We start from the raw sequence: 20,064 nt of genomic DNA, 5'->3' as shown, positions 1-20,064 counted from the left end.
ATACGGACAAAAACCGATAAGCTCATTTTAATATTCGAGTTTCTTCTACTTCATTTTTCTGCTCGCCAGTAAAAGAAAAAGAGTATATTGTCACATTAAGAATTACTATCTTCATATGACGATATACTCTTCTATCAAATTTTTATCTTTCTTGACATTTTATTTATACAAAAAAAATAAAATTTTCTTTCGTTTTTTGTTTCTCAATATTTGTTAACATAATATTTTTATGAATAACCACCATTCGAGTGAATGACTTGCCCAGTAACCCATTTCGCTTCTTCACTTACTAAAAAAGAAATTAAGCGCGCAGCATCCATTGTTTCTCCAACTCTACCTTGCGGGAATTTCCACACTAAATAATGTTTTAATTCTTCTGTAATCCACCCTGTATTTGTTGGTCCTGGATCAACGGCATTAACAGTAATCCCCTTCTCCATCGCTACTGGTGCTACTGACTTTGTAAATGCTTCAATTGCTCCCTTCGTTGCTGCATATGCTAGTTCATCTGGCATTGGACCTACTGACTGCCCTGAAGTAAGATTAATAATACTCCCGCTCGTTTTAAGTGAATAATGTTTTATAAACAATGAACTTAATAACATAGTAGCCCGAACATTAACTGTATAATGTTTATCCAACTGCTCTACATCTAATTCCTCAATTCTCGTATGAGTAGAATACACTGCATTATTAATTAGAATAGATGGATCACCTAACCGTTCTGATACCATATAAAACAAACGATTTGGCGAATAAGACTGCGATAAATTGATTTCTGCCATTTCACATCGCACATCGTAACTTTCAATTTCCTTTTTCAGCAAAAAGGGTTCTTGATCACTCATTCCCCATGGCATCGCTTTATCATACTTTGGCCAGTACGTGAAAAAAATGTCTATCCCCTTTTGAGCAAGCACCTTGCATACAGCTGCACCAATTCCATTCAGACGAGTTGCCCCTGTTACAATTGCTATTTTCTTCACCTTTTTCTCCTCCATCTATACACAGATCCCCTGCATGAATACAGAGGATCTATCTTCTTATTGAATATTTGACAGTATACGTTCAGCACCTAATTTTAACATTTTAATAAAGATATAATTTACAATCGTAAACATTACAAATAAAACGATAAACATAACCCACAGTCCGACATGAAGGAAGAAGTATAATACACTTACTCCCGCTACAATAATTAAAGCTATTAAAATATTAGCTAAAAAATTCCACAATGTTGTATATCGGCTTTTAAATAATTTCTGTTCTGTATCCCAATGTATATCTGCAGTTTGTGCATCCCAGCGTGTACCGATTAAATTAATTAACAGTAACCCGTTCGCACTTAGTAAAAACCACAGTAACATGAAAACAGGAGAAATCCTAGCTACAACTGCCATCGTAATACCGAATACTGCTAAAATGATTACATTAATTAACCAAGCAGTGATTGCTTTCGCAAAAAAGATATCCGAAGCCTTTACTGGTAAGTAACGATTCACAAACCAAGAGCTTCCATCTCGCGAAAATGACGTTGTTGCAATGACGTTACTACCCATTAAAAATAACGATGCACAAAGACCAACACCAATTGCGAATCCTGTTGTCTCTGGATTGTTAATATACTCTGTAATAAACTTTAAATTTCCATCTTGCACAAATAAAATAAAGAACAACATAATTGGCATAACGAAAGTTTGTACAATACAATTTAAGAAAAATTGTGGTGTACGGAATAACGTTTTAAATTCTTTTTTCACATACGCTTTTAAATGCGAACTTTGTACTGTTGATTTCTGTAAACCTTCCGCCGAAATAACTTGTTTCTTTGCTGTACTCGTTGAAAGTCCAATAACCCCTTTTAAATATGTACGCTCTGCAACGTAATAAAACAACACAAAGAAGACAAATGAAATAACTGCAAAGATTATTACATATAAAGGACCTTTCCAATTTGCACTTTCTACTAATGCCACTGCTCCAAAATATGTAGTTGGAAAATAATTTGTCATTTGTACTATAAGAGAAGATTGATTATTTACAAGGTATTCCGCAGCCCCGTCTCCAGAAAACGCACTTTTATTTCTCCACTGCATAAATACGTTAATTCCTACAATAAATAGTATACTTACGATTCCAATAAATATATTTCCTCGATCTTTATTTTTCGCTATATTTGTATACCTCATAATAATTGTCATCAGTAACGAAGCTAATACTAACGGCACGATTGGGAAGAGTAAGTAAATAAAAATCATATATATGTAATATGTAATAATTGCGCCACTTTTTAAACCGTACGTAATGAAGATTGGTAATAAAATGAATGAACTCATTACGTACTGTGTAATTAATACCGTTAAAAATTTTGCCGAAATAATTTGCGCTGGTTTTAATGGTAACGGCAGTAACATTTCAATGTCATTGCTGTAGTAAAATACAGTTAAAATGTTCGTTATACTTATTAAAAATACCCATATACTCGCAATCGCAAGTCCCATTGCAATAATCATTCCCGGCTCTTGCCCTAATTGTTTCAGACCTTCATACATTCCGTGCGTCATCGAACCAAATATTAAAAAGCCAACAAATAAAATAGCTGCAAATGAAAATAAATACGCCCCTCGCTTCTTTTTATCTGTTATAAAATCTGCATAATTTAATTTTAATAGTACCTTCGTTAACGTCCAAATTTTACTCATTTCCCGTCATCTCCAAGAACATTTTTTCAAGTGATTCATTGGATTTAAAATGATCTCTCATTTCATCTAAATTCCCTTTAAACTGCAAATTCCCCTTATTAATAATCGCGACGCGGTCACAGATTTTTTCCGCTACTTCTAATACGTGTGTAGAGAAAAATACAATCTTTCCTTTATCCGCGTGTTCTCTCATCATTTCTTTTAAAATATATGCAGATTTCGGATCAAGCCCTGTTAACGGTTCATCTAAAATCCATACATCTGGTTCATGCACGAGCACACCAATAATAACGATTTTTTGTCTCATACCGTGCGAATAACTTTGAATTTGATCAGATAATGCATTATAAAGATCAAACTTCTTCGCTAAAGACTCTATTCGTTCTTGCCTTACTTCTTTCGGCACTTCATACATATCAGCCATAAAGTTTAAATATTCAATTCCTTTTAAACGTAAAAACATATCCGGACTATCCGGCACATAACCAAACGTCTTCTTCGCTTCCATCGGCTCTTCCATAATATTTTTTCCGTTAATCGTAATAGTCCCTTTGTCCACTCCGTGAATACCAGTAATCATCTTAATTGTCGTTGATTTACCCGCACCATTCGGTCCTAAAAATCCAAAGATTTCGCCGCTAGGTACAGATAAACTTAAATCTTTTACTGCATAGGTAGACCCATTATAACTTTTTGACACATTCGTAATTTCAATCATTCCATCCAATCCTTTCCTTAATTACCAAATAACTATATTGATATTATAGCATACTTCTATTTTAAGATTTTTACATTTTTCAGTTTATTTAACCTTTAAAATAAATATACACCCCTAATCCAACAACTAAAACGACAGCTAGTATAATATAAATCATTGTTAATCGTTTAATATTCCCCTTTGTCGCTTTGCTATAATTTGCATCACCATTCCGCCCAATTAACACCGTCGCAATGACAGTAATCACTACAAGTAATACAACGATCATGATCCAAGTTAGCATTTCTTCCTCCCCCTCCTTACAACCATTTTACAATATTATCCTCTTTATTTCGCAGCATATTTCCTCTTTTTACTATTATTATGAAGCAAACTGGAAAACTATTATTACCATTCCTATCCAATTGTAATATATTTATAACATAACGTGACTTATTTCTAACAACGTAAGGAGGACCTATCATGAAAACAACTTGGATAAAATATTTAGGATTTCTCGGTTTCTTCGGTTTCCTCGGATTTTTTTATGAAAAAGGATTGTTTACTATGTTCTGTTTCTTCTCCTTTTTCACATCGTATAGAACAGTTCAACACGATGAACTGTTTGAACAAATTGTCAATAAATCGTGCCGCAATGCATTTATCGTTACGTTACTAACTACCGCAATCATTATGTTTATTGAAATGTTATTTCCAAACCCGGCGCTACAAGAAATTGATATCGCTCTTATTTTCGGTACACTCATTCTTACGTTCGGTTTTTCTATGTTCTTTTATGATAAACCTGTTGATGAAATGGAAGATGCACCATGGCGTTCGTAACGAGGATAAAAGAATACCGCGCCAAATTGAACATGACACAAGAAGATTTAGCAAAGAGCATTGGTGTACGCCGTGAAACAATTAGCCACCTTGAAAAAGGTAAGTATAATCCTTCATTGCAACTCGCTCACGATATAGCGAAGGCACTTCATAGTACGATTGATGAGATTTTTATTTTTGAGGATTAATTAAGGGTACAAAATCACCAGAACCACGTAAAAATACCGGCATCCTTCCTATGAAGAATACCGGTATTTCTCATTTATCATCCATACAAAACCGCATGAAATACGCCTAACAGTAAATATTGATCGTCTATATAATCCTCATCATATAGATTCATCTCAATGTAATACATATCTTCCTCAAGACGAATATTCCAATCTGCAGTTACATGGCCGTTTCGTAATAACTTTCCAAGCCCCATTGTAGTTTTGTGAACAACAAATTCTTCTCTCTTATATGTAAAGGTAAATAAGAAATTTGCATCCAATAACTTTCCGTCACATACAAGTATTTCATGCTCTGCATCATTATTATCGATGTACGTTACTAAAATCTTTCTTTGGCGCTGCCTACTTACATCCTTTGCAATGACGCGAATATTTTTCTTAATATCCTTTATTTCATAAATGATATTACTACCAATTTTCGGAATAAAATCCAGCACTCTCATCAGCGTATTTTTATAATAGCCCCTTACTACGCCTACTTGCTCGCTTCCATTATAAACCTCTATCGGCGTCGTATCTGCTTTGCTATCACACGGTCGTTTGTAAGAAAGCTGCATCATTCGCTCTCCTCTTAAGTACTGATCAAACGTCACAGGATATTCTATCGCACGTAGTTCCTTATTTAGCTCATATAAATAGCATTGAACGCTCTCTACTAATGTTTCAGTAGAGATACGCTCTTGAAGTTCAAATTCTTGCCAGCTGGAAGAAACATTCCATTGGTTATGATCCTCTTCATAGAAGAAGCCAAGAATGACCTCTTCACGGTCAGCCGTTTCATATTTCATAGGCACGTTTTGCCCGTGTTGAACTTGTTCCATCCACTGACCTAAATAAATGCCCAGCTCCGCAACCTTCATACATGACTTCTGAAAAAGTACGCTGTCACTCGCGAGAATCGTTAATTCCCCTTCAATAAAGCCCTTTGTATAAGCATCATACTTTGGCTCATCCTTCTGCGGAATAGCCTTGTCTAACTCAAATAAAAACTTTAACATTCTTTATTCACCTCTAGTTGTTACACTAATCATACATGACATCGCATCACGCTGGGAAACTATTTATATACGCATATTTAATTCACGCACTATAACACGTGAATGACCTTGTATAGTAGCTCTATTTTTTGTTCTATATCTTAGTATATGAACTTATAAGAGCGATTTTTCAAATATACCTATCACAACTTACAATATGTCAACGATTTATCAATATATCTATTTTTCGACAAATATCAGTACAATTAAAATGAGGCTACTTTTTCTCCCGCCAACTCCACAATTTCTAAAATTTGTAGAAGACTCTCCACTTCATAAGTCGGCTTAACTTCTGCCCTATTTTCTTTCAAACTCGGATTATACCAACATGTATCAATGCCGTAGTCTTCTCCGCCTTTCATATCAGAAGTTAACGAATCTCCAACCATAAGTACACTTGATTTATCCGTAATTCCAAATTTCTCAAATGCATAATCAAAAATCTCACGTGCTGGCTTTTGATGACCAACTTCTTCAGAAATAATAATATGATCAAAGAAATTACATAAAGGCGAATTTCCGATTCTTGATTGTTGCACCTTCGTATATCCATTCGTAATAATACCTAGCTTGCAATCTTGTAGATTTTCACATAATTGCACAGCACCTTCTATAAGATGTACTTCTTTCCCTAAGTTTTCAAGATATACATCGCTAAATTGCTGCGCATCTACGTCTATATTATGAAGTGCAAATAATTGTCTAAATCGATCTACTGCTAATTCACTTAGCGTAATCATTTTATTTTCTAAATCTCTCCATAATCCATTACTAATCTCTTTATAGCTTGCAAGATAATCATTATACCCTGTAGGCATGCCGAACTGTACAAACGCATTGTGTAATGCATTTCTTTCCGTTTCAGGGAAATCTAATAATGTATCGTCTACGTCGAATAGTATTACTTTGTATTTCATGATGTTTTCCTCAACTCCTATATTCTCATAGCTTAATTATAACAACAATAGTAAAAGGAGGCTAATCCAAATCAGCCTCCTTCTCATTATTAATCTTCCAGCAATAACACTTTCATTTCTTCTAACGAATCTTTCGTAAAGCCAAGAGCTTTTTCGGCGTATGCTTCAACTGATCCGTATTGCTTTTGGATTCCATCAATCGCAGCTTGTAAATATTCGGCGCGCGCTTCAAACATTGCACCTAATATCGCTCTGCTCTCATCATTTTGTAATTTCGCACCTAAAAAGGCCATCATTTTTTCATTTAGCTTTTCACGGAATCCGTTACTTAATAAGTAATCTTCCATTACTGTTTTTTCCGGTACACCTAGTAAAAGTAATAAAAGCGCTGAACCAAATCCAGTACGATCTTTTCCAGCTGTGCAGTGGTTTACTAATGGTAAGTTTTCCGGGTTTTGCGCTAAGTTTAAGAAGCTCACGAATGCCTCGTTACCACTTACGAAATCTTGATTCATTTTCACAAGATACTCACCTGGTTTTCCTAACATAGAAAGGTCACCAACTTGGAAAAACTCATTTATATTTAAGTCTTTCGCTAAGTCTTGCATAACTGGTAAGCACACTTGACGAGCACCCGTAATTTCTGGATTCGGCTTATGCTTCACTTCAAAGTCTGTACGGTAATCACAAATTAACTTTAAACCAGACTTTTGTAAATACGCAATATCCAATTCTGTTAGTCCTGCTAATTCTTCAGAACGGTATAATTTGCCCCATTTCACTTTACGGCCTTCTGTCGTTTCATATCCTCCCATATCACGGAAGTTAAACGCGCCTTGTAATGGCAGTCTACGCTCAGCTACTGTTACTGCTTGTCCATTACTTCCTACTAATCTAAAATATGGACGTTCATTTTCACTCGGGTTTTCAATTGTATATGATAATTCTCCATTTACCGTTGCAAGTAATTCTCCAGTTTCTTCAATATGTTCTGGTGAAGTACTCCAATAAATACGAACTTCTTCTATATTATTTTCCCATTTTATTTGTAACGTATTATCTTCAATTCTTTCTACAGTTGCTTGTAACCAATTTCTTTGCTGCTCCATTCTTTCACCAACGCTTTCTCTTATAGTCAAATCTTACTCTATTTTATTATAGGAATAACTACTTTGTCGTTCTCATTTTTCTTTTTATCTTACAAACAGGCGAAAAGTTCTTTTACTTGTTCAAAATTTGTACACGGGTTCCCACTAGATGTGTCCCAGAGTATATCTTAAAACTCCCTCACATACCGCTCAGTACAACTCAGCAACTGACATCCGTTCTTTTCAAAAACATCCTTCATCCACTCATTTTGTATATTTGTCTCACCAATATAATAAGATGCACCTATTTCCTTTAAGACAAACATCGCACCTGCAAATAGTGCAGCTTCATATCCCTTGTTACGCATATTTGGAGTAACTGCGAAGTACATAAGTTTCCCTTCTTCTAACGTACCTCTTTCAATATGCGGGATGACAATTCCTATCGGCTCTTCATCGATACTCACTGTTAAACAATGCTCTTTCCACTGTTCACCGATTTCTTGTAACATCATATTTACAAATTGATCATACGTGGCTTGTTCTTCCGTCATGTCGTTCCAAAGAGAATAAAAAGCCTCTTCCCCTACTTCTTCAATTAACTTAAAATCAACTTCACTTTCTACATCTTCTACTTCGTATATATCTTTAAACACAATCATGTTTTCCGTAACATATTCAAATGAATACGTTTCAAAACATTTTTTATACACATCATAATTTGGACTTTTTGAAGAGATTTCAAAATGTAGTTTTTCTAATCCATCTTTTTCAGCTTCAGCAACGCAATATTGCATCATCTCTTCTAATTGCTCTTCTGTAAAAATTTCTGCATTATTTTCTTTTATCATGACAGAAGAAGCACTTCTTCTTATTTTAAAATGTTTTTCTAACTGTTCTATCGTCGTCATATTCTTCCCTCATCTATATCATACTCGAATTTGTAATCGTTCTCCTTGCATGAGCAGGATTGTCCTTGAATATATAGAATACTAGAAAAGATCGCATCTTTAAAGTGCGGAGGAGGTTCTCCATTGGATATTACAGCGCTGCAACAACAGTTAGAGCTTATACAACAAAATGACTATACGCAACTACAACATATAGATGTAAATGAGTTAACTTTGAACATGCTTCAGTATATCGGAACGACTGATAGTTACGTTCGTTACCAACTTATATATAAATGTTTTGCACATTTTATTCATCATGAATTCCTTATGGACGATCAACTGAAATTACTGTTGCAAACTTGTTTAAGTGATGAGTATTTACATTGTGACATTTACTCCCCACATACAGATGGGGTTTTCACACGTTCTTACACTGTTTCGTTAATTGCGTTAATACTCCAATTCGCTAATTCGCACTACTTTTGTACAGAGGAGGATATCGAAGAAATAAAAAATAAACTCATTACATACACAAACTTAGAAACGGATTTTCGGGGCTATATCGAAAATAAAGGATGGGCTCATTGTCTTGCTCACATATCTGATGCTTTTACCGAAATTGTTCATAATACGTATACGACCTTTGAGTGGTACGAAGAATTAATTCATTGTTTATTAAATAAAATCTTTATTCCATCTGACCTTTTTCATAATAACGAAGATGAACGCATTGTTACTCCATTACTAGCAATGCTGTATCATGATTTTCCTCAAAACGAGTTAATTTCTATTATTCATAAAAAAATAAAAAGGCTTCCTCAAATTAGAAAACGCCTTTCGCTTAATGAGTATTGTATTTTATGTGCCAACATTAAAACCTTTTTACGCACATTATTTTTCAGAACGAAAGATGACCATAACTTAGCCTTTACAGCACGTAAAACAGAAAGAATGTTAAAGGAACTTCCAAATTATTATTAGCTATAAGGAGACAACTATGGGTTATATTGAAGATATGAGAAATCTAGTAGGAAATCACCCACTGATTTTAATAGGATCACACGCCATTATATTAAATGAAAAAGATGAAGTATTGCTGCAGCTTCGTACAGATTTTAACCGCTGGGGCATTATTGGCGGTGCCTTAGAATATAACGAAACGTTAGAAGATGCTTTAAAACGAGAAGTGTTTGAAGAAACTGGACTTATTATTAAAAATCCAGAACTAATCCGTACATACTCAGGGCCAGATTTCTTTCAAATCTATCCAAATGGCGATCAAGTACACGGTGTACTCGTTGTTTATATTTGCCGAGAATTTCATGGGGAGCTTGTATGTGATAAAACTGAGTCAAAAGAATTACGTTTCTTTCCGCTTGATGAGTTACCTAGTACTCTTCATCCAGTCATTGAGAAGATTCTTCGCGATTTTCATCACTCCAATAAAAAATAGAAATCAAACAACCTCATTTCCCGTCATTACAACGTGAAATGAGGTTGTTGTCATTCACCGTAAATCCCTATTTCCCCAAAATGATATTAACGCTCTCTTTTTACAACTTTATATCCCTTTATAAAAAGGATAGTTATATAAGAAACAATAAATGAAAGAATAGTATACATGCCCACCCAAAAGAAAAATGCTGGATCGTGCACTGTAACATTTAACATAAGAAAAATAAGAAATGTTACTATTGGCATCACATAAAATGTACCTACTTTATATGCTCCAGCTATTGAAACAATACAAACAAGCAATGGATATATACAGAAAATAAAAATGATTTCACTCAACGTTATGTCCCCCTTTCTGCAGAAATAATAGGTTTCTCGTACACATTTGGGGGAACAACAAAATTTTATTTTTTATCAATTATTAGTAAATATAATGTTAGATTGTTATCTCAATCTGATTTCCTTCAGGATCACTTACTACACTTTCATAATAACCATCCCCTGTAGTACGCGGCCCGTTTAGCACTGGGTATCCTGCTTCTCTTAATGTATTAGTTAATTCGTTCACTTTTTCTTTGCTATCTACTGAAAAAGCAATATGCGCATATCCTATTGTTTGTGTTTGTACTTTCTCGTCTATCCCTACCTGCTTCATAAGTTCTAGACGCGCACCGCCTTCAAAAGTTATGAAATAAGATTCAAACTGCTTTTTCGGATTGTGATATAAGCTATTTTCTTCACCACCGAAGTACTGTTTATAAAAATCACGCATTCTTTCTAAATCATTCACCCAAATTGCTACATGTTCAATTTTCATAATCGACACCTTTTCTTTTATGTTATTCAACTGGCAATTGGATGCTTCATTGCCAGTACATTTAATTTTCTTTATTTGTTCTCATAATCATAAGATCAAGTCCAAGGCTTTTTAACCCATATAAATAATCTTCTTTCCAGTTGCTCACTGTTATTTTCGGAATATGTTCTGCCGGAATGTACTGCGGACAACTTTTTACAATCTGATCTATTACAATTTGGTTCACTTCATCATCACAGAAGATGAATCCATCAGGGTTAATAATAGCTATACATGTAGCTATTAAACGAGTAATAGCATCTATATTATATTCCTCTGGATTATTCGAATCTTCACTTCTCAAAGCTTGCAAGAAATTTTTATTATCGTACTGCGGGACGAAAGATATCTCTCCTGAGAAAAATGTGCTTCCGCGTACGACATCTCCATTTACCATAATCCCCGCACCTGGGCCATTTTGACCTGAATACAAATATACAAGAGAGGAATTTTCATTGTTTCCAGTATTTTTATGATAGCCGAGCACTGCAGCATTCATATCGTTTTCTATTACTACTGGTATAGAAAACAGTTCCTCCAAGTGACTTTTCAAATTAAAATTTTGGAACTTTTCATATCCAGGAATATAGAAAATACGCCCATTATCGACAGCACCAGGAACACCAATTGAGATTGAACTTATCTTTGGAAACGTAGCTATAAGACTTTCTATATGTTCTGTTAATACACTTAGACCCGTATCAATTAATGCACTTGAAGTACTGCCTTGTTCTTTTACTTCCCCTAAACAGTTAAAAATTGTATAGTTCGTCTCATTTTTTTCTAAAAATATCGCTAAACCTAACATATATTCTGGATTATATTCATATCGTTTTGCTCTTCTTCCACCACTTGAATCATCTAAACCGGCTAAAGTGACTTCACCGTCTTGTTTCATTTTTTCTATAAATTTACTTATCGTTGGAAAACTGATTTCTAATGTATTACTAAGTTCAACTTTCGTTGCACTACCTCGCTCTAGAAGAGCTGTACGAATGCCGCGAAGGATCGTCTCTTTAATCGATTTTTGAGTAACAAATTGTTCACTCAAATCGCTCACCACCTTAATCAACATACTTATTAAACACTTTTAATAAGTTGCGTTGACAATATATCATACATCATTTTCTAAAGCAATAGAGATGATATATTACTACTAGCGGCACTCCGTATTTAACTCGATGCATTCTCTCTCGTAACAGACGATACAATTCCAGACAAGATAACAAATAATAAAACAGCTAGCAAAGCATTACGTATTCCGAATGCTTCTCCAAGTATTCCTAAAAATGGTGGTCCGACTAAAAACGCTGTAAAACCGATGATAGAAACTGCAGCAACATTAGAAGTCGCATTTTCACTGTCATCTCCAGCAGCAGAAAGCCCAATTGGGAAACCTAACGCAGCACCAATCCCCCACAGTACTACACCAAGTGCTAGAAAATATGAGTTACTCACAAATATGACAATTGTCATTCCTATAATCGCCATCATAATAGTAGCACGCATAACAGCGACGCGACCGAAGCGATCAAGGAAATAACTACTACACATACGAGCTAACGTCATTGCCAATACAAAAATAGTGTACATAATAGAACCTGTCACTACACTTTGCTGATGTCCGTCTACCATTACGATAGGCAGCCAATCGTTGGCACTACCTTCTGTAAATGCCATTCCAAGCACAAAAAGACCAAGTAAAAGCACCTTTTTTTCCATCCGTAAGGAAGTATGCTTCGCTCGCTTTTTGTTCCGCGATTTCTCCTTCTTTCCTGTTCCATGCGGAAGAAAGCGATACAACATACATACAAGTAATATAAACATGACCGAAACCGTCAGGAACTGATACAAAATTGGGATATGAAGCGAGATGGCGGCAGAACCACTAAGTGCGCCTACTAAAGTTCCTATACTAAAAAAGCCATGGAATTTCGGAAGAAGAGTTGTTCCTAATTTCTGCTCAATGGCAGAACCTTCTACATTCAATGCGACTTCTGCTAATCCATATCCTACTCCAAATACTAGTAAGCTACCAAAAGCCCCCATACTAGAAACAAAATAAATAGTAATACCTAAACAAAGCAATCCAACAATCATAAAAAACATACTGCCTATAATAACGTCTCTAGCTCCCTTACCGTCAATAAAATGACTTGCACTCAGTAAACCAATTATTGAACCGACAGATAATCCGAACAAAATCCAGCCCATTTCTGCATTTGACACTGCTAAAATATCTCGAGTAGCTGCTGTTCTAGAAATCCATGTAGCAAATGCCACACCTGGCAAAGCAAATAAGAGGAATAGAGCATTTCGAGAGGCAAGTAGCGTCTTTGTATCATTTTCCGCAAAATCTTTCTTCATATGAAACACCTTTCAAATTGTCTATACGATAATTTATACTCTAATGAAAACACCTTTTACTCTTCTATCGTTTTAATAACTTTAGCTGGGTTACCACCAACAACTACATTATTAGGTACATCTTTTGTCACAACTGCCCCTGAAGCAATTACAACATTATCTCCAATTGAAATACCAGGGTTAATAATAGCGCCTCCGCCAACCCAAACATTGTTACCTATCTTTACCGGTTTTCCATATTCTTTGCCAGAGTTTCGTTCCACCGGATGTAATGGATGAGTAGCAGTATAAATGTGAACACCAGGTGCAAACATACAATTATCACCGATTCGAACTTCACAAACGTCCAAAATCACACAATTGAAATTTGCGAAAAAGCTCTTTCCAACATGAATATTGTAGCCGTAATCACAACGAAAATCAGGATTAATTTGTGCTTTCCCATCAGCTGAAGAACCTAAAAGCTGATTTAATAATGTAAAACGCCTCTCATCTCCTGTCTCCATCGCCTCGTTATAAAGGCGTGTTAAACGTTTTGCCTCCACCCTATCAGCCACCAATTCTTCGTCATCCGCAATATACATTTCTCCTGCCACCATCTTTTCTTTCTCCGTTTTCATACAATCCTCTCCTTTTTTATTATATGGGAGGTACTTATTAAACATCTTTAATAAGTACCTTTAATTAAACTTATTAAACACGTTTAATAAGCAACCCTATATTAGCATACTTTTTAATATATGCAACTAATAAGTTCGGAAAAGAAGTGCGAACTTATTGCTCTATGTATCGATATGAAGAATAATTGATATCGAAAAACGAGGGAACGCTCAGCGCCCCCTCTCAAATCCAATCCGTTTTTTAATTTCCGCTAAATTTACCCTCGCGATTTTTCTTGCTCGCTCAGCACCTTTTTCTAACGCTTCATATAATAAATTTGGTTCATTCATATACATAGTGTATTTCTCACACGGTCCAGCTAACTCACGATCTACAACGCGAAATAACTCTTTTTTCACATCGCCCCATCCGATTCCAGTCTCATACTTTTCACGCATCGACTGTATTTCATCTTCCCTCGCAAACTCTTTATATATCATAAATAATGTTTCTACTTCTTTCGGTTCATTCGGAAGTGAAGAATCTGTTTTGATTTTAAATATTAACTTTCGTAGTTTTTCTTTCTCTGCAAATAACGGGATTACATTCCCATAACTTTTACTCATCTTTCTTCCATCAAGTCCTGGTAATATTGCTCCTTCTTCTTGCACTACATACTCCGGAAGTGTAAATGTCGTGCCGAATGTATGATTAAAATACGTCGCAATATCACGTGCAATTTCAATATGCTGAATTTGATCTTTCCCAACTGGTACATGAGTAGCTTGAAATAGTAATATGTCAGCCGCCATTAAAATCGGATACGTATATAATCCCATATTCACTCCTGCATCTACCTCTAAACCCGCTTCTTTATTTTGCTCCACCTTCGCTTTATACGCATGAGCACGGTTCATAAGACCTTTCGGAGTTAGGCAAGCTAAAATCCAAGCTAATTCTAGAATCTCCGATACTTCTGTTTGTCGATAAAAAATAACATCTTCCCCAAGTCCAAGCGATAACCAAGTAGCTGCTACCTCTTTCGTATAACTGCTGAACTTTTCTGAATCATGCACAGCATTTAACGCATGATAATCCGCTATAAAATACAATGCTTTTCCTTCATTATTCTTTGACATTTGTAATGCAGGTTTAATCGCACCAATATAATTTCCTAAATGCGGATAACCTGTCGGCTTAATTCCTGTTAACATTATTTTTTCACTCACACTAACTCCTCCTTTCTCAAAATAAAAAGAGCCTCTCATCCTTAAAAAGGACGAGAAACTCCCGCGGTACCACCTTAATTAGCTATCATTATAGCTCACTTCAACTTCTTAACGTGAAGTAACCGTCTTTACCTACTCATTTCAGTTAGAAGCTCCAGAGCCCATTCCATATTCATCCCTTACTGATTCCCACCACATATCAGCTCTCTGAAAAGTTTCGAATATGTACTCTTCTCTTTCATTGCTTTTTCGTTATTTTTTACAGTTTATCACATTTCACTTCCAAACAAACCCTAGTTTTCTATTTTATATAGCAGGAATTTCCACTTCAATTGTCTAATGTTATATAGGTTTGCAGAAATATTCGAAACAACTTTGGAGGTTTTTTTCATGGTAAAATATATATCAATTTTAGGTTCAACAGGATCCATCGGCACATCTGCATTAGATGTCGTTTCAGCTCATCCTGAACATTTTAAAATCGTCGGTTTAACCGCAAATTATAATATCGATCTTCTTGAGCAACAAATCAAAACGTTTCAACCTCGTATTGTAAGCGTTGCGACAAAAGACTTAGCAGACAAGCTTCGTACGCGTATTTCAGCAAATACAAAAATCACACACGGGACTGATGGCTTAATCGCAGTAGCTACTCACCCTGATTCAAATCTTGTATTAAGTTCTGTTGTCGGTGTTTCAGGATTACTCCCAACAATTGAAGCATTAAAAGCGAAGAAAGATATCGCTATTGCTAATAAAGAAACTTTGGTTGCAGCTGGACATATCGTAACTGAACTAGCGCAACAAAACGGATGTCGCTTAATTCCAGTAGATAGTGAGCATTCAGCTATTTTCCAATGTTTAAACGGCGAAAATAATAAAGAGATTGAGAAGTTAATTGTAACAGCTTCCGGTGGTGCTTTTCGTGATAAAACACGTGAAGAAATGCAAACATTACAAGCTAAGAACGCTTTAAAACATCCAAACTGGTTAATGGGTGCAAAACTAACGATTGATTCTGCCACATTAATGAATAAAGGCTTTGAAGTAATGGAAGCGAGATGGCTATTTGATATTCCGTATGAAAAAATTGATGTAATGATTCATAAAGAAAGTATCATTCATTCTTTAGTAGAATTTATTGATGGATCAGTTATGGCACAGCTCGGTGCTCCTGATATGAGAATGCCGATTCAATATGCGTTTCACTATCCTACTCGGCTACCTTCTTCCTATGAAAAATTAAATTTATTAGAAATCGGTAGTTTACATTTTGAAAAACCAGATTTAGAGAAGTTCCCTTGTCTACAATACGCATATGAATGTGGCAAAATCGGTGGTACTACTCCCGCTGTATTAAATGCAGCAAATGAAATTGCGAATGCGCTATACTTAAAAAATGAAATTGCCTTTTTCGATATTGAAAAAACAATTTACAAAACAGTTGAAGCTCATCATAATGTAAAAGATCCTTCACTTGATGCTATATTGGAAGCGGATCAATGGGCGCGCCAATATGCAAATGAATTGTTAATAAAAAAGAGCTAAAACAGTTCCCACTGTTTTAGCTCTTTTTTCATGTATTCAACTTAACAAATCTATAACCGTGCGTAACTAACACTTTCAATATCGCATATCCTGGAATGGCTAAAATAATGCCCATAATCCCGAATAAGTTTCCGGCAGTTAAAATGATAAATATGATTGTAATCGGATGAATATCTAGCTTTTTCCCCATTACTTGCGGAGAAATAAACTTACCTTCTGCTAATTGTACAACCATCATAACGATGATTACTTTTAACACCATTGCTGGCGAGTCGATAAATGCGATAATTAACGCTGGTGTAATAGCGATAATTGGCCCTACGTACGGAACGATATTTACAATCATCGCTAAAATAGCAAGTAATACAGCATATTTAATACCGATAATAAGGTAACCGATTAATAACATAATACCGATAAACAAGCTCACGATAATCTGCCCTCTAATATACGAGCTAATCGCATAGTGCATATCATCTAGTATTCTCATTGCTGCTGGTTGTCTTTGTTCTGAAATGAACTTTAAGAAGTGCTTCGGCAATTGTTCGCCATCTTTTAAAAGATAGAACAATATAAATGGAACCATTACAAATGTTAAAACAACCTCTGTAACAGTACTCAAAAATCCAGTTACATTCCCAGTTACTGATGATAATGACTTTGTAAAATCAACTGTATATTCTTTTACCATATTCGCAACATTAATATTTAAATTCTCCTGAATTTTACCGAGTAAATTACTTTCCCCAAATCTACGTGCTGCTCGTTCAATCTCATGGCCGAAATACGGTAAGTTATCAATTAATGCATCAATTTGATCTTTAATAATAGGGATAACCGTTACAACTAAAAATACAAATAACCCCAGTACGATTAAATATATGGAAGCTATCGATACAATTCTTGAAACACCCTTCTTTTCTAAAAGCGAAACGAATGGATGCAAAATATAAAATAGTACGCCCGCTAATAGTACTGGGAAGAAAATTGTTTTTAAAAATACGATAAACGGTGTAAAAACAAATGATATTTTTGTTAGCAATAAAATATTAATGAACAATAACGCAAATCCAAGTAATACCGCCAAATAATTTTGTTCTCTAAAAAACTTTCTTAACTTATCTCTTTTTCTTATATTTATTTTCTCCAATGAAACCACCTCTTCGAATGATGAAAAGCCCTTATTCAGGGCTCTTCATCATAATCTATATCTCTATTTCCTTGCAGCTTTCACTACAAATGATACAATAAGAATTAACACGATTGCACCTAATAATGCTGGCACGACATGAATCCCACCAAATGATGGCCCAAAGGATCCAAATAATCTACCACCTAACGAAGCACCTAATAAACCTGCGATAATATTTCCGAACATACCACCTGGGAAATTTTTACCCGTTATAGAACTAGCAATTGCACCTATAATAGCACCAACTATTAATGTGATAATCCATCCCATTTTTAGTCCTCCATTTCTATTATAGTTTGTATGATTCAATACAAACATATGTATTTATCATTGCTAATCATATTTCACTATAGAAATATATTTACTACTATTTTACATATGGAGATACATATATTATATGCAAAAAAGAAAAATATTGTCAAACTCACCCATAAAGAAAATATATTAATATACCATATTTAAAGGAGGCTTCATTTTCTATGATTCTTAAGTTAAACTCCTGTTCTTTTGAAGTAGCAACATCCATTTTACAAGTTCAAATTCCAGCTTATAAAGTTGAAGCGGACTACTTAAATAGTACTGCCATACCTCGTTTATATGATACTGTAAACGATATTCAAAGTTGCGTTGAAACATTCTATGGATATTTTTCTGAAAATAAACTTGTCGGTTTTATTTCTTTTGTACAAGAAGAAAAACTAATCGATATCCACAGGTTAGTTGTATCGCCCGATTTTTTTCAAAAAGGAGTCGCAACGAAACTCCTAATTTATATATTTAACATGCTCCCTTCTTCAATGACATACATTGTACAAACGGGTAAAGCGAATACCCCTGCTATTACTTTATATAAAAAACACGGATTCATTACAGTATCAGATACAATACTTCCTGACGGTATGATTCTTACGCAATTAAAAAAGACAGAATACACAAAATAATTTGACTTGTTCGCTCCTTTATGTTATTTTTTACTTTATAAAACCTTTTGCTGAGTCCAAATTTTGGAGCGGGGGAACCAATTTTGTAGCTATGCTACTTGGGGCGAATCTTTTTTAAGTAGGGAAACTCTCACTTCCCGAGTCCGACAGCTAACCTCGTAAGCGTAATGGGAGAGGAAGGTGTTTTTTGCCTATGTTACACATTTTGCCTCCTTAATTATAAATATGGGATCGATATCAAATAGTCACCTATATTTATAGAAAAGGAGAATGTATTATGTTACGTTTATCTGATCACGCAATAAAAATGATGGAGCAAAGACTTCGATTAGAACAACATCGCACATATCAAGCAAATAAAGTTGTAGATAACTTACATCACAAATACTTCTTTCAACATATTTTTCAACCAAAAAGATAAAGAAAATGTTTATTTAATATTAAAAAACACAAGGTGTGTCTTACAAAGACATTCCTTGTGTTTTTTATATTCTTTATAAAATTCTCACTACATTTAAACTTGCTGTAATCGCACCTGCTATAGTAGTCACATGCCCTACACCTAACGGGCCATTTTGTAATATTAATGTTGAATTGGCACTCGTCACATTCACAAGAAGTGTATTTGAAATGGCTGGTTCGATTACGACAGTTGATGTCGTTACGTTTTGTATAAAACTTCCTGTTAGTTGCGTTCCATTTAATAGCAATCTAACAGATACTGTCTCATTCCCCCCATTTGCATCCCCTTGAAAATAGTAGCTTACTAAATATATTCCTGGCGTCGCTACTGTGACTGTCGTAGCACTAGTTAAAGATACACCAGTGCCATATACAGTGGACCCTGAATTAATTGGAATGTTGGCATTTGCAGCAATTGTACTTGTTGCTGTAGAAAAGAAATATCCGCCACCTGTCGATATAGCAGATGATCCGGTTGCTCCTGTCAAGCCAGTTGGACCCGTGGCACCTGTTGGACCCGTTTCCCCCGTTCCCCCTGTTGCTCCAGTGATTCCTTGTATGCCTTGTATTCCGGTCGGTCCAGTTGCACCAGTCGCTCCCGTCTGGCCGGTTGCTCCCGCCTGCCCTGTTATTCCTTGTGGACCTTGAATTCCTTGTGGACCTTGGGGACCGGTTGCTCCCGTCTGGCCGGTTGCTCCCGCCTGACCGGTTATCCCTTGTGGACCTTGGATCCCTTGGATTCCTTGGGGACCCGTTTCTCCCGCCTCGCCGGTTGCTCCCGTTGGACCCGTTTCTCCTTGTGGTCCTTGAATTCCTTGTGGACCTTGGGGACCCGTCGCTCCCGTCTGGCCGGTTGCTCCCGTTGGACCGGTTGGGCCGGCCTGACCGGTTATTCCTTGTAGACCTTGAGGGCCGGTTGGACCAGTTGGGCCTTGGAGACCTTGCACTCCTTGTATCCCCTGAATTCCTTGGAGACCCGTTGGACCAATTGGACCTTGTATTCC

At 35.6% G+C, this 20,064-nt stretch carries 23 protein-coding genes, 1 pseudogene, 1 riboswitch and 1 other annotated feature; of the genes and pseudogenes, 7 read left to right on the top strand and 17 right to left on the bottom strand.

Features of this window, described 5'->3' with window-relative positions; all coding sequences use genetic code 11:
* Positions 1 to 227 precede the first annotated feature (227 nt).
* From MR170_RS18445 to MR170_RS18430, 4 genes are all read right to left on the bottom strand, one after another.
* On the bottom strand, positions 228 to 986 hold the full coding sequence (locus MR170_RS18445) for an SDR family oxidoreductase (protein WP_016080909.1): 759 nt from the start codon (positions 984 to 986) through the stop codon (positions 228 to 230).
* A 57-nt stretch (positions 987 to 1,043) separates the two neighbouring features.
* Positions 1,044 to 2,702, bottom strand: coding sequence for a putative ABC transporter permease subunit (locus MR170_RS18440; protein ID WP_242308884.1), 1,659 nt, complete (start codon positions 2,700 to 2,702; stop codon positions 1,044 to 1,046).
* Positions 2,695 to 3,420: an ABC transporter ATP-binding protein gene (locus tag MR170_RS18435; protein ID WP_000570204.1), complete on the bottom strand. Its 726-nt coding sequence runs from the start codon at positions 3,418 to 3,420 to the stop codon at positions 2,695 to 2,697. The genes MR170_RS18440 and MR170_RS18435 overlap by 8 nt, the downstream gene beginning before the upstream one ends.
* An 88-nt stretch (positions 3,421 to 3,508) precedes the next feature.
* Entirely contained in the window at positions 3,509 to 3,703 is a 195-nt protein-coding gene (locus MR170_RS18430) for a hypothetical protein (RefSeq protein WP_000958863.1), read from the bottom strand.
* A 179-nt stretch (positions 3,704 to 3,882) separates the two neighbouring features.
* Here MR170_RS18430 and MR170_RS18425 point away from each other — a divergent pair, with 179 nt between their 5' ends.
* Both MR170_RS18425 and MR170_RS18420 read left to right on the top strand, forming a co-directional pair.
* Positions 3,883 to 4,242, top strand: coding sequence for a DUF3796 domain-containing protein (locus MR170_RS18425; protein WP_000859213.1), 360 nt, complete (start codon positions 3,883 to 3,885; stop codon positions 4,240 to 4,242).
* The gene (locus tag MR170_RS18420) at positions 4,230 to 4,430 is read left to right on the top strand and encodes a helix-turn-helix transcriptional regulator (protein ID WP_029442846.1); all 201 of its coding nucleotides are present in this window, start codon (positions 4,230 to 4,232) and stop codon (positions 4,428 to 4,430) included. The genes MR170_RS18425 and MR170_RS18420 overlap by 13 nt, the downstream gene beginning before the upstream one ends.
* A 77-nt stretch (positions 4,431 to 4,507) precedes the next feature.
* On the opposite strand, the gene MR170_RS18415 is transcribed toward MR170_RS18420, so the two are convergent.
* The 4 genes from MR170_RS18415 to MR170_RS18400 all read right to left on the bottom strand — a co-directional run bounded on the left by MR170_RS18415 (position 4,508) and on the right by MR170_RS18400 (position 8,428).
* Positions 4,508 to 5,473, bottom strand: a complete 966-nt coding sequence (locus MR170_RS18415; protein WP_242308882.1) for a tubby C-terminal domain-like protein — start codon at positions 5,471 to 5,473, stop codon at positions 4,508 to 4,510.
* Positions 5,474 to 5,718: 245 nt separating this feature from the next.
* Complete coding sequence (locus MR170_RS18410; RefSeq protein WP_242308880.1) at positions 5,719 to 6,429, bottom strand: YjjG family noncanonical pyrimidine nucleotidase; 711 nt, start codon at positions 6,427 to 6,429, stop codon at positions 5,719 to 5,721.
* 89 nt (positions 6,430 to 6,518) lie between these two features.
* Complete coding sequence (locus tag MR170_RS18405) at positions 6,519 to 7,538, bottom strand: tyrosine-protein phosphatase (RefSeq protein WP_242308878.1); 1,020 nt, start codon at positions 7,536 to 7,538, stop codon at positions 6,519 to 6,521.
* A 167-nt stretch (positions 7,539 to 7,705) separates the two neighbouring features.
* The gene (locus tag MR170_RS18400) at positions 7,706 to 8,428 is read right to left on the bottom strand and encodes a GNAT family N-acetyltransferase (RefSeq protein ID WP_242308876.1); all 723 of its coding nucleotides are present in this window, start codon (positions 8,426 to 8,428) and stop codon (positions 7,706 to 7,708) included.
* Between the two features lie 123 nt (positions 8,429 to 8,551).
* On the opposite strand from MR170_RS18400, the gene MR170_RS18395 reads away from it, so the two are divergent.
* Together MR170_RS18395 and MR170_RS18390 are read left to right on the top strand one after the other, a co-directional pair.
* Positions 8,552 to 9,391 (top strand): DUF2785 domain-containing protein, encoded by an 840-nt coding sequence (locus MR170_RS18395; protein ID WP_242308874.1) that lies wholly within the window; start codon positions 8,552 to 8,554, stop codon positions 9,389 to 9,391.
* Positions 9,392 to 9,407: 16 nt separating this feature from the next.
* Positions 9,408 to 9,863, top strand: a complete 456-nt coding sequence (locus MR170_RS18390) for an NUDIX hydrolase (protein ID WP_016080899.1) — start codon at positions 9,408 to 9,410, stop codon at positions 9,861 to 9,863.
* A gap of 86 nt (positions 9,864 to 9,949) precedes the next feature.
* Here the strand turns inward: MR170_RS18390 and MR170_RS18385 are convergent, their stop codons facing one another.
* The 6 genes from MR170_RS18385 to MR170_RS18360 form a co-directional block, all read right to left on the bottom strand.
* Positions 9,950 to 10,204, bottom strand: coding sequence for a YbeF family protein (locus MR170_RS18385; RefSeq protein ID WP_001289515.1), 255 nt, complete (start codon positions 10,202 to 10,204; stop codon positions 9,950 to 9,952).
* A gap of 97 nt (positions 10,205 to 10,301) precedes the next feature.
* On the bottom strand, positions 10,302 to 10,682 hold the full coding sequence (locus tag MR170_RS18380; RefSeq protein WP_016080898.1) for a VOC family protein: 381 nt from the start codon (positions 10,680 to 10,682) through the stop codon (positions 10,302 to 10,304).
* A 61-nt stretch (positions 10,683 to 10,743) separates the two neighbouring features.
* A complete protein-coding gene (locus tag MR170_RS18375; protein ID WP_242308872.1) occupies positions 10,744 to 11,772 on the bottom strand; it encodes an ROK family transcriptional regulator in 1,029 nt (342 codons plus the stop codon).
* Positions 11,773 to 11,894: 122 nt separating this feature from the next.
* Positions 11,895 to 13,088: an MFS transporter gene (locus MR170_RS18370; protein WP_016080896.1), complete on the bottom strand. Its 1,194-nt coding sequence runs from the start codon at positions 13,086 to 13,088 to the stop codon at positions 11,895 to 11,897.
* A 56-nt stretch (positions 13,089 to 13,144) separates the two neighbouring features.
* Positions 13,145 to 13,708: a maltose O-acetyltransferase gene (locus MR170_RS18365; protein WP_048564573.1), complete on the bottom strand. Its 564-nt coding sequence runs from the start codon at positions 13,706 to 13,708 to the stop codon at positions 13,145 to 13,147.
* A 210-nt stretch (positions 13,709 to 13,918) separates the two neighbouring features.
* A complete protein-coding gene (locus MR170_RS18360; protein ID WP_242308870.1) occupies positions 13,919 to 14,917 on the bottom strand; it encodes a tryptophan--tRNA ligase in 999 nt (332 codons plus the stop codon).
* Positions 14,918 to 14,960: 43 nt separating this feature from the next.
* Positions 14,961 to 15,168, bottom strand: a binding site (T-box leader).
* Between the two features lie 139 nt (positions 15,169 to 15,307).
* Here MR170_RS18360 and MR170_RS18355 point away from each other — a divergent pair.
* Positions 15,308 to 16,465: a 1-deoxy-D-xylulose-5-phosphate reductoisomerase gene (locus tag MR170_RS18355; protein WP_242308868.1), complete on the top strand. Its 1,158-nt coding sequence runs from the start codon at positions 15,308 to 15,310 to the stop codon at positions 16,463 to 16,465.
* 28 nt (positions 16,466 to 16,493) lie between these two features.
* On the opposite strand, the gene MR170_RS18350 is transcribed toward MR170_RS18355, so the two are convergent.
* Positions 16,494 to 17,615, bottom strand: coding sequence for an AI-2E family transporter (locus tag MR170_RS18350; RefSeq protein ID WP_016080893.1), 1,122 nt, complete (start codon positions 17,613 to 17,615; stop codon positions 16,494 to 16,496).
* 63 nt (positions 17,616 to 17,678) lie between these two features.
* Entirely contained in the window at positions 17,679 to 17,927 is a 249-nt protein-coding gene (locus MR170_RS18345) for a GlsB/YeaQ/YmgE family stress response membrane protein (RefSeq protein WP_000539733.1), read from the bottom strand.
* A gap of 209 nt (positions 17,928 to 18,136) precedes the next feature.
* Between MR170_RS18345 and MR170_RS18340 the strand changes: the two genes are divergently transcribed.
* Both MR170_RS18340 and MR170_RS18335 read left to right on the top strand, forming a co-directional pair.
* The gene (locus tag MR170_RS18340; RefSeq protein WP_242308867.1) at positions 18,137 to 18,598 is read left to right on the top strand and encodes a GNAT family N-acetyltransferase; all 462 of its coding nucleotides are present in this window, start codon (positions 18,137 to 18,139) and stop codon (positions 18,596 to 18,598) included.
* Between the two features lie 38 nt (positions 18,599 to 18,636).
* Positions 18,637 to 18,779, top strand: a riboswitch (cyclic di-AMP (ydaO/yuaA leader).
* A 96-nt stretch (positions 18,780 to 18,875) separates the two neighbouring features.
* Positions 18,876 to 19,019 (top strand): hypothetical protein, encoded by a 144-nt coding sequence (locus tag MR170_RS18335; RefSeq protein ID WP_000945246.1) that lies wholly within the window; start codon positions 18,876 to 18,878, stop codon positions 19,017 to 19,019.
* A gap of 73 nt (positions 19,020 to 19,092) precedes the next feature.
* Here the strand turns inward: MR170_RS18335 and MR170_RS18330 are convergent.
* A pseudogene (locus MR170_RS18330) lies at positions 19,093 to 20,064 on the bottom strand (collagen-like protein); the annotation flags it as partial.

The sequence above is a fragment of the Bacillus cereus group sp. BfR-BA-01524 genome (assembly GCF_022662595.1).
Lineage (GTDB): Bacteria > Bacillota > Bacilli > Bacillales > Bacillaceae_G > Bacillus_A > Bacillus_A thuringiensis_S.
Note: the sequence above shows the minus strand (reverse complement) of the source record. Positions and strands in the feature narration are given on the sequence as shown.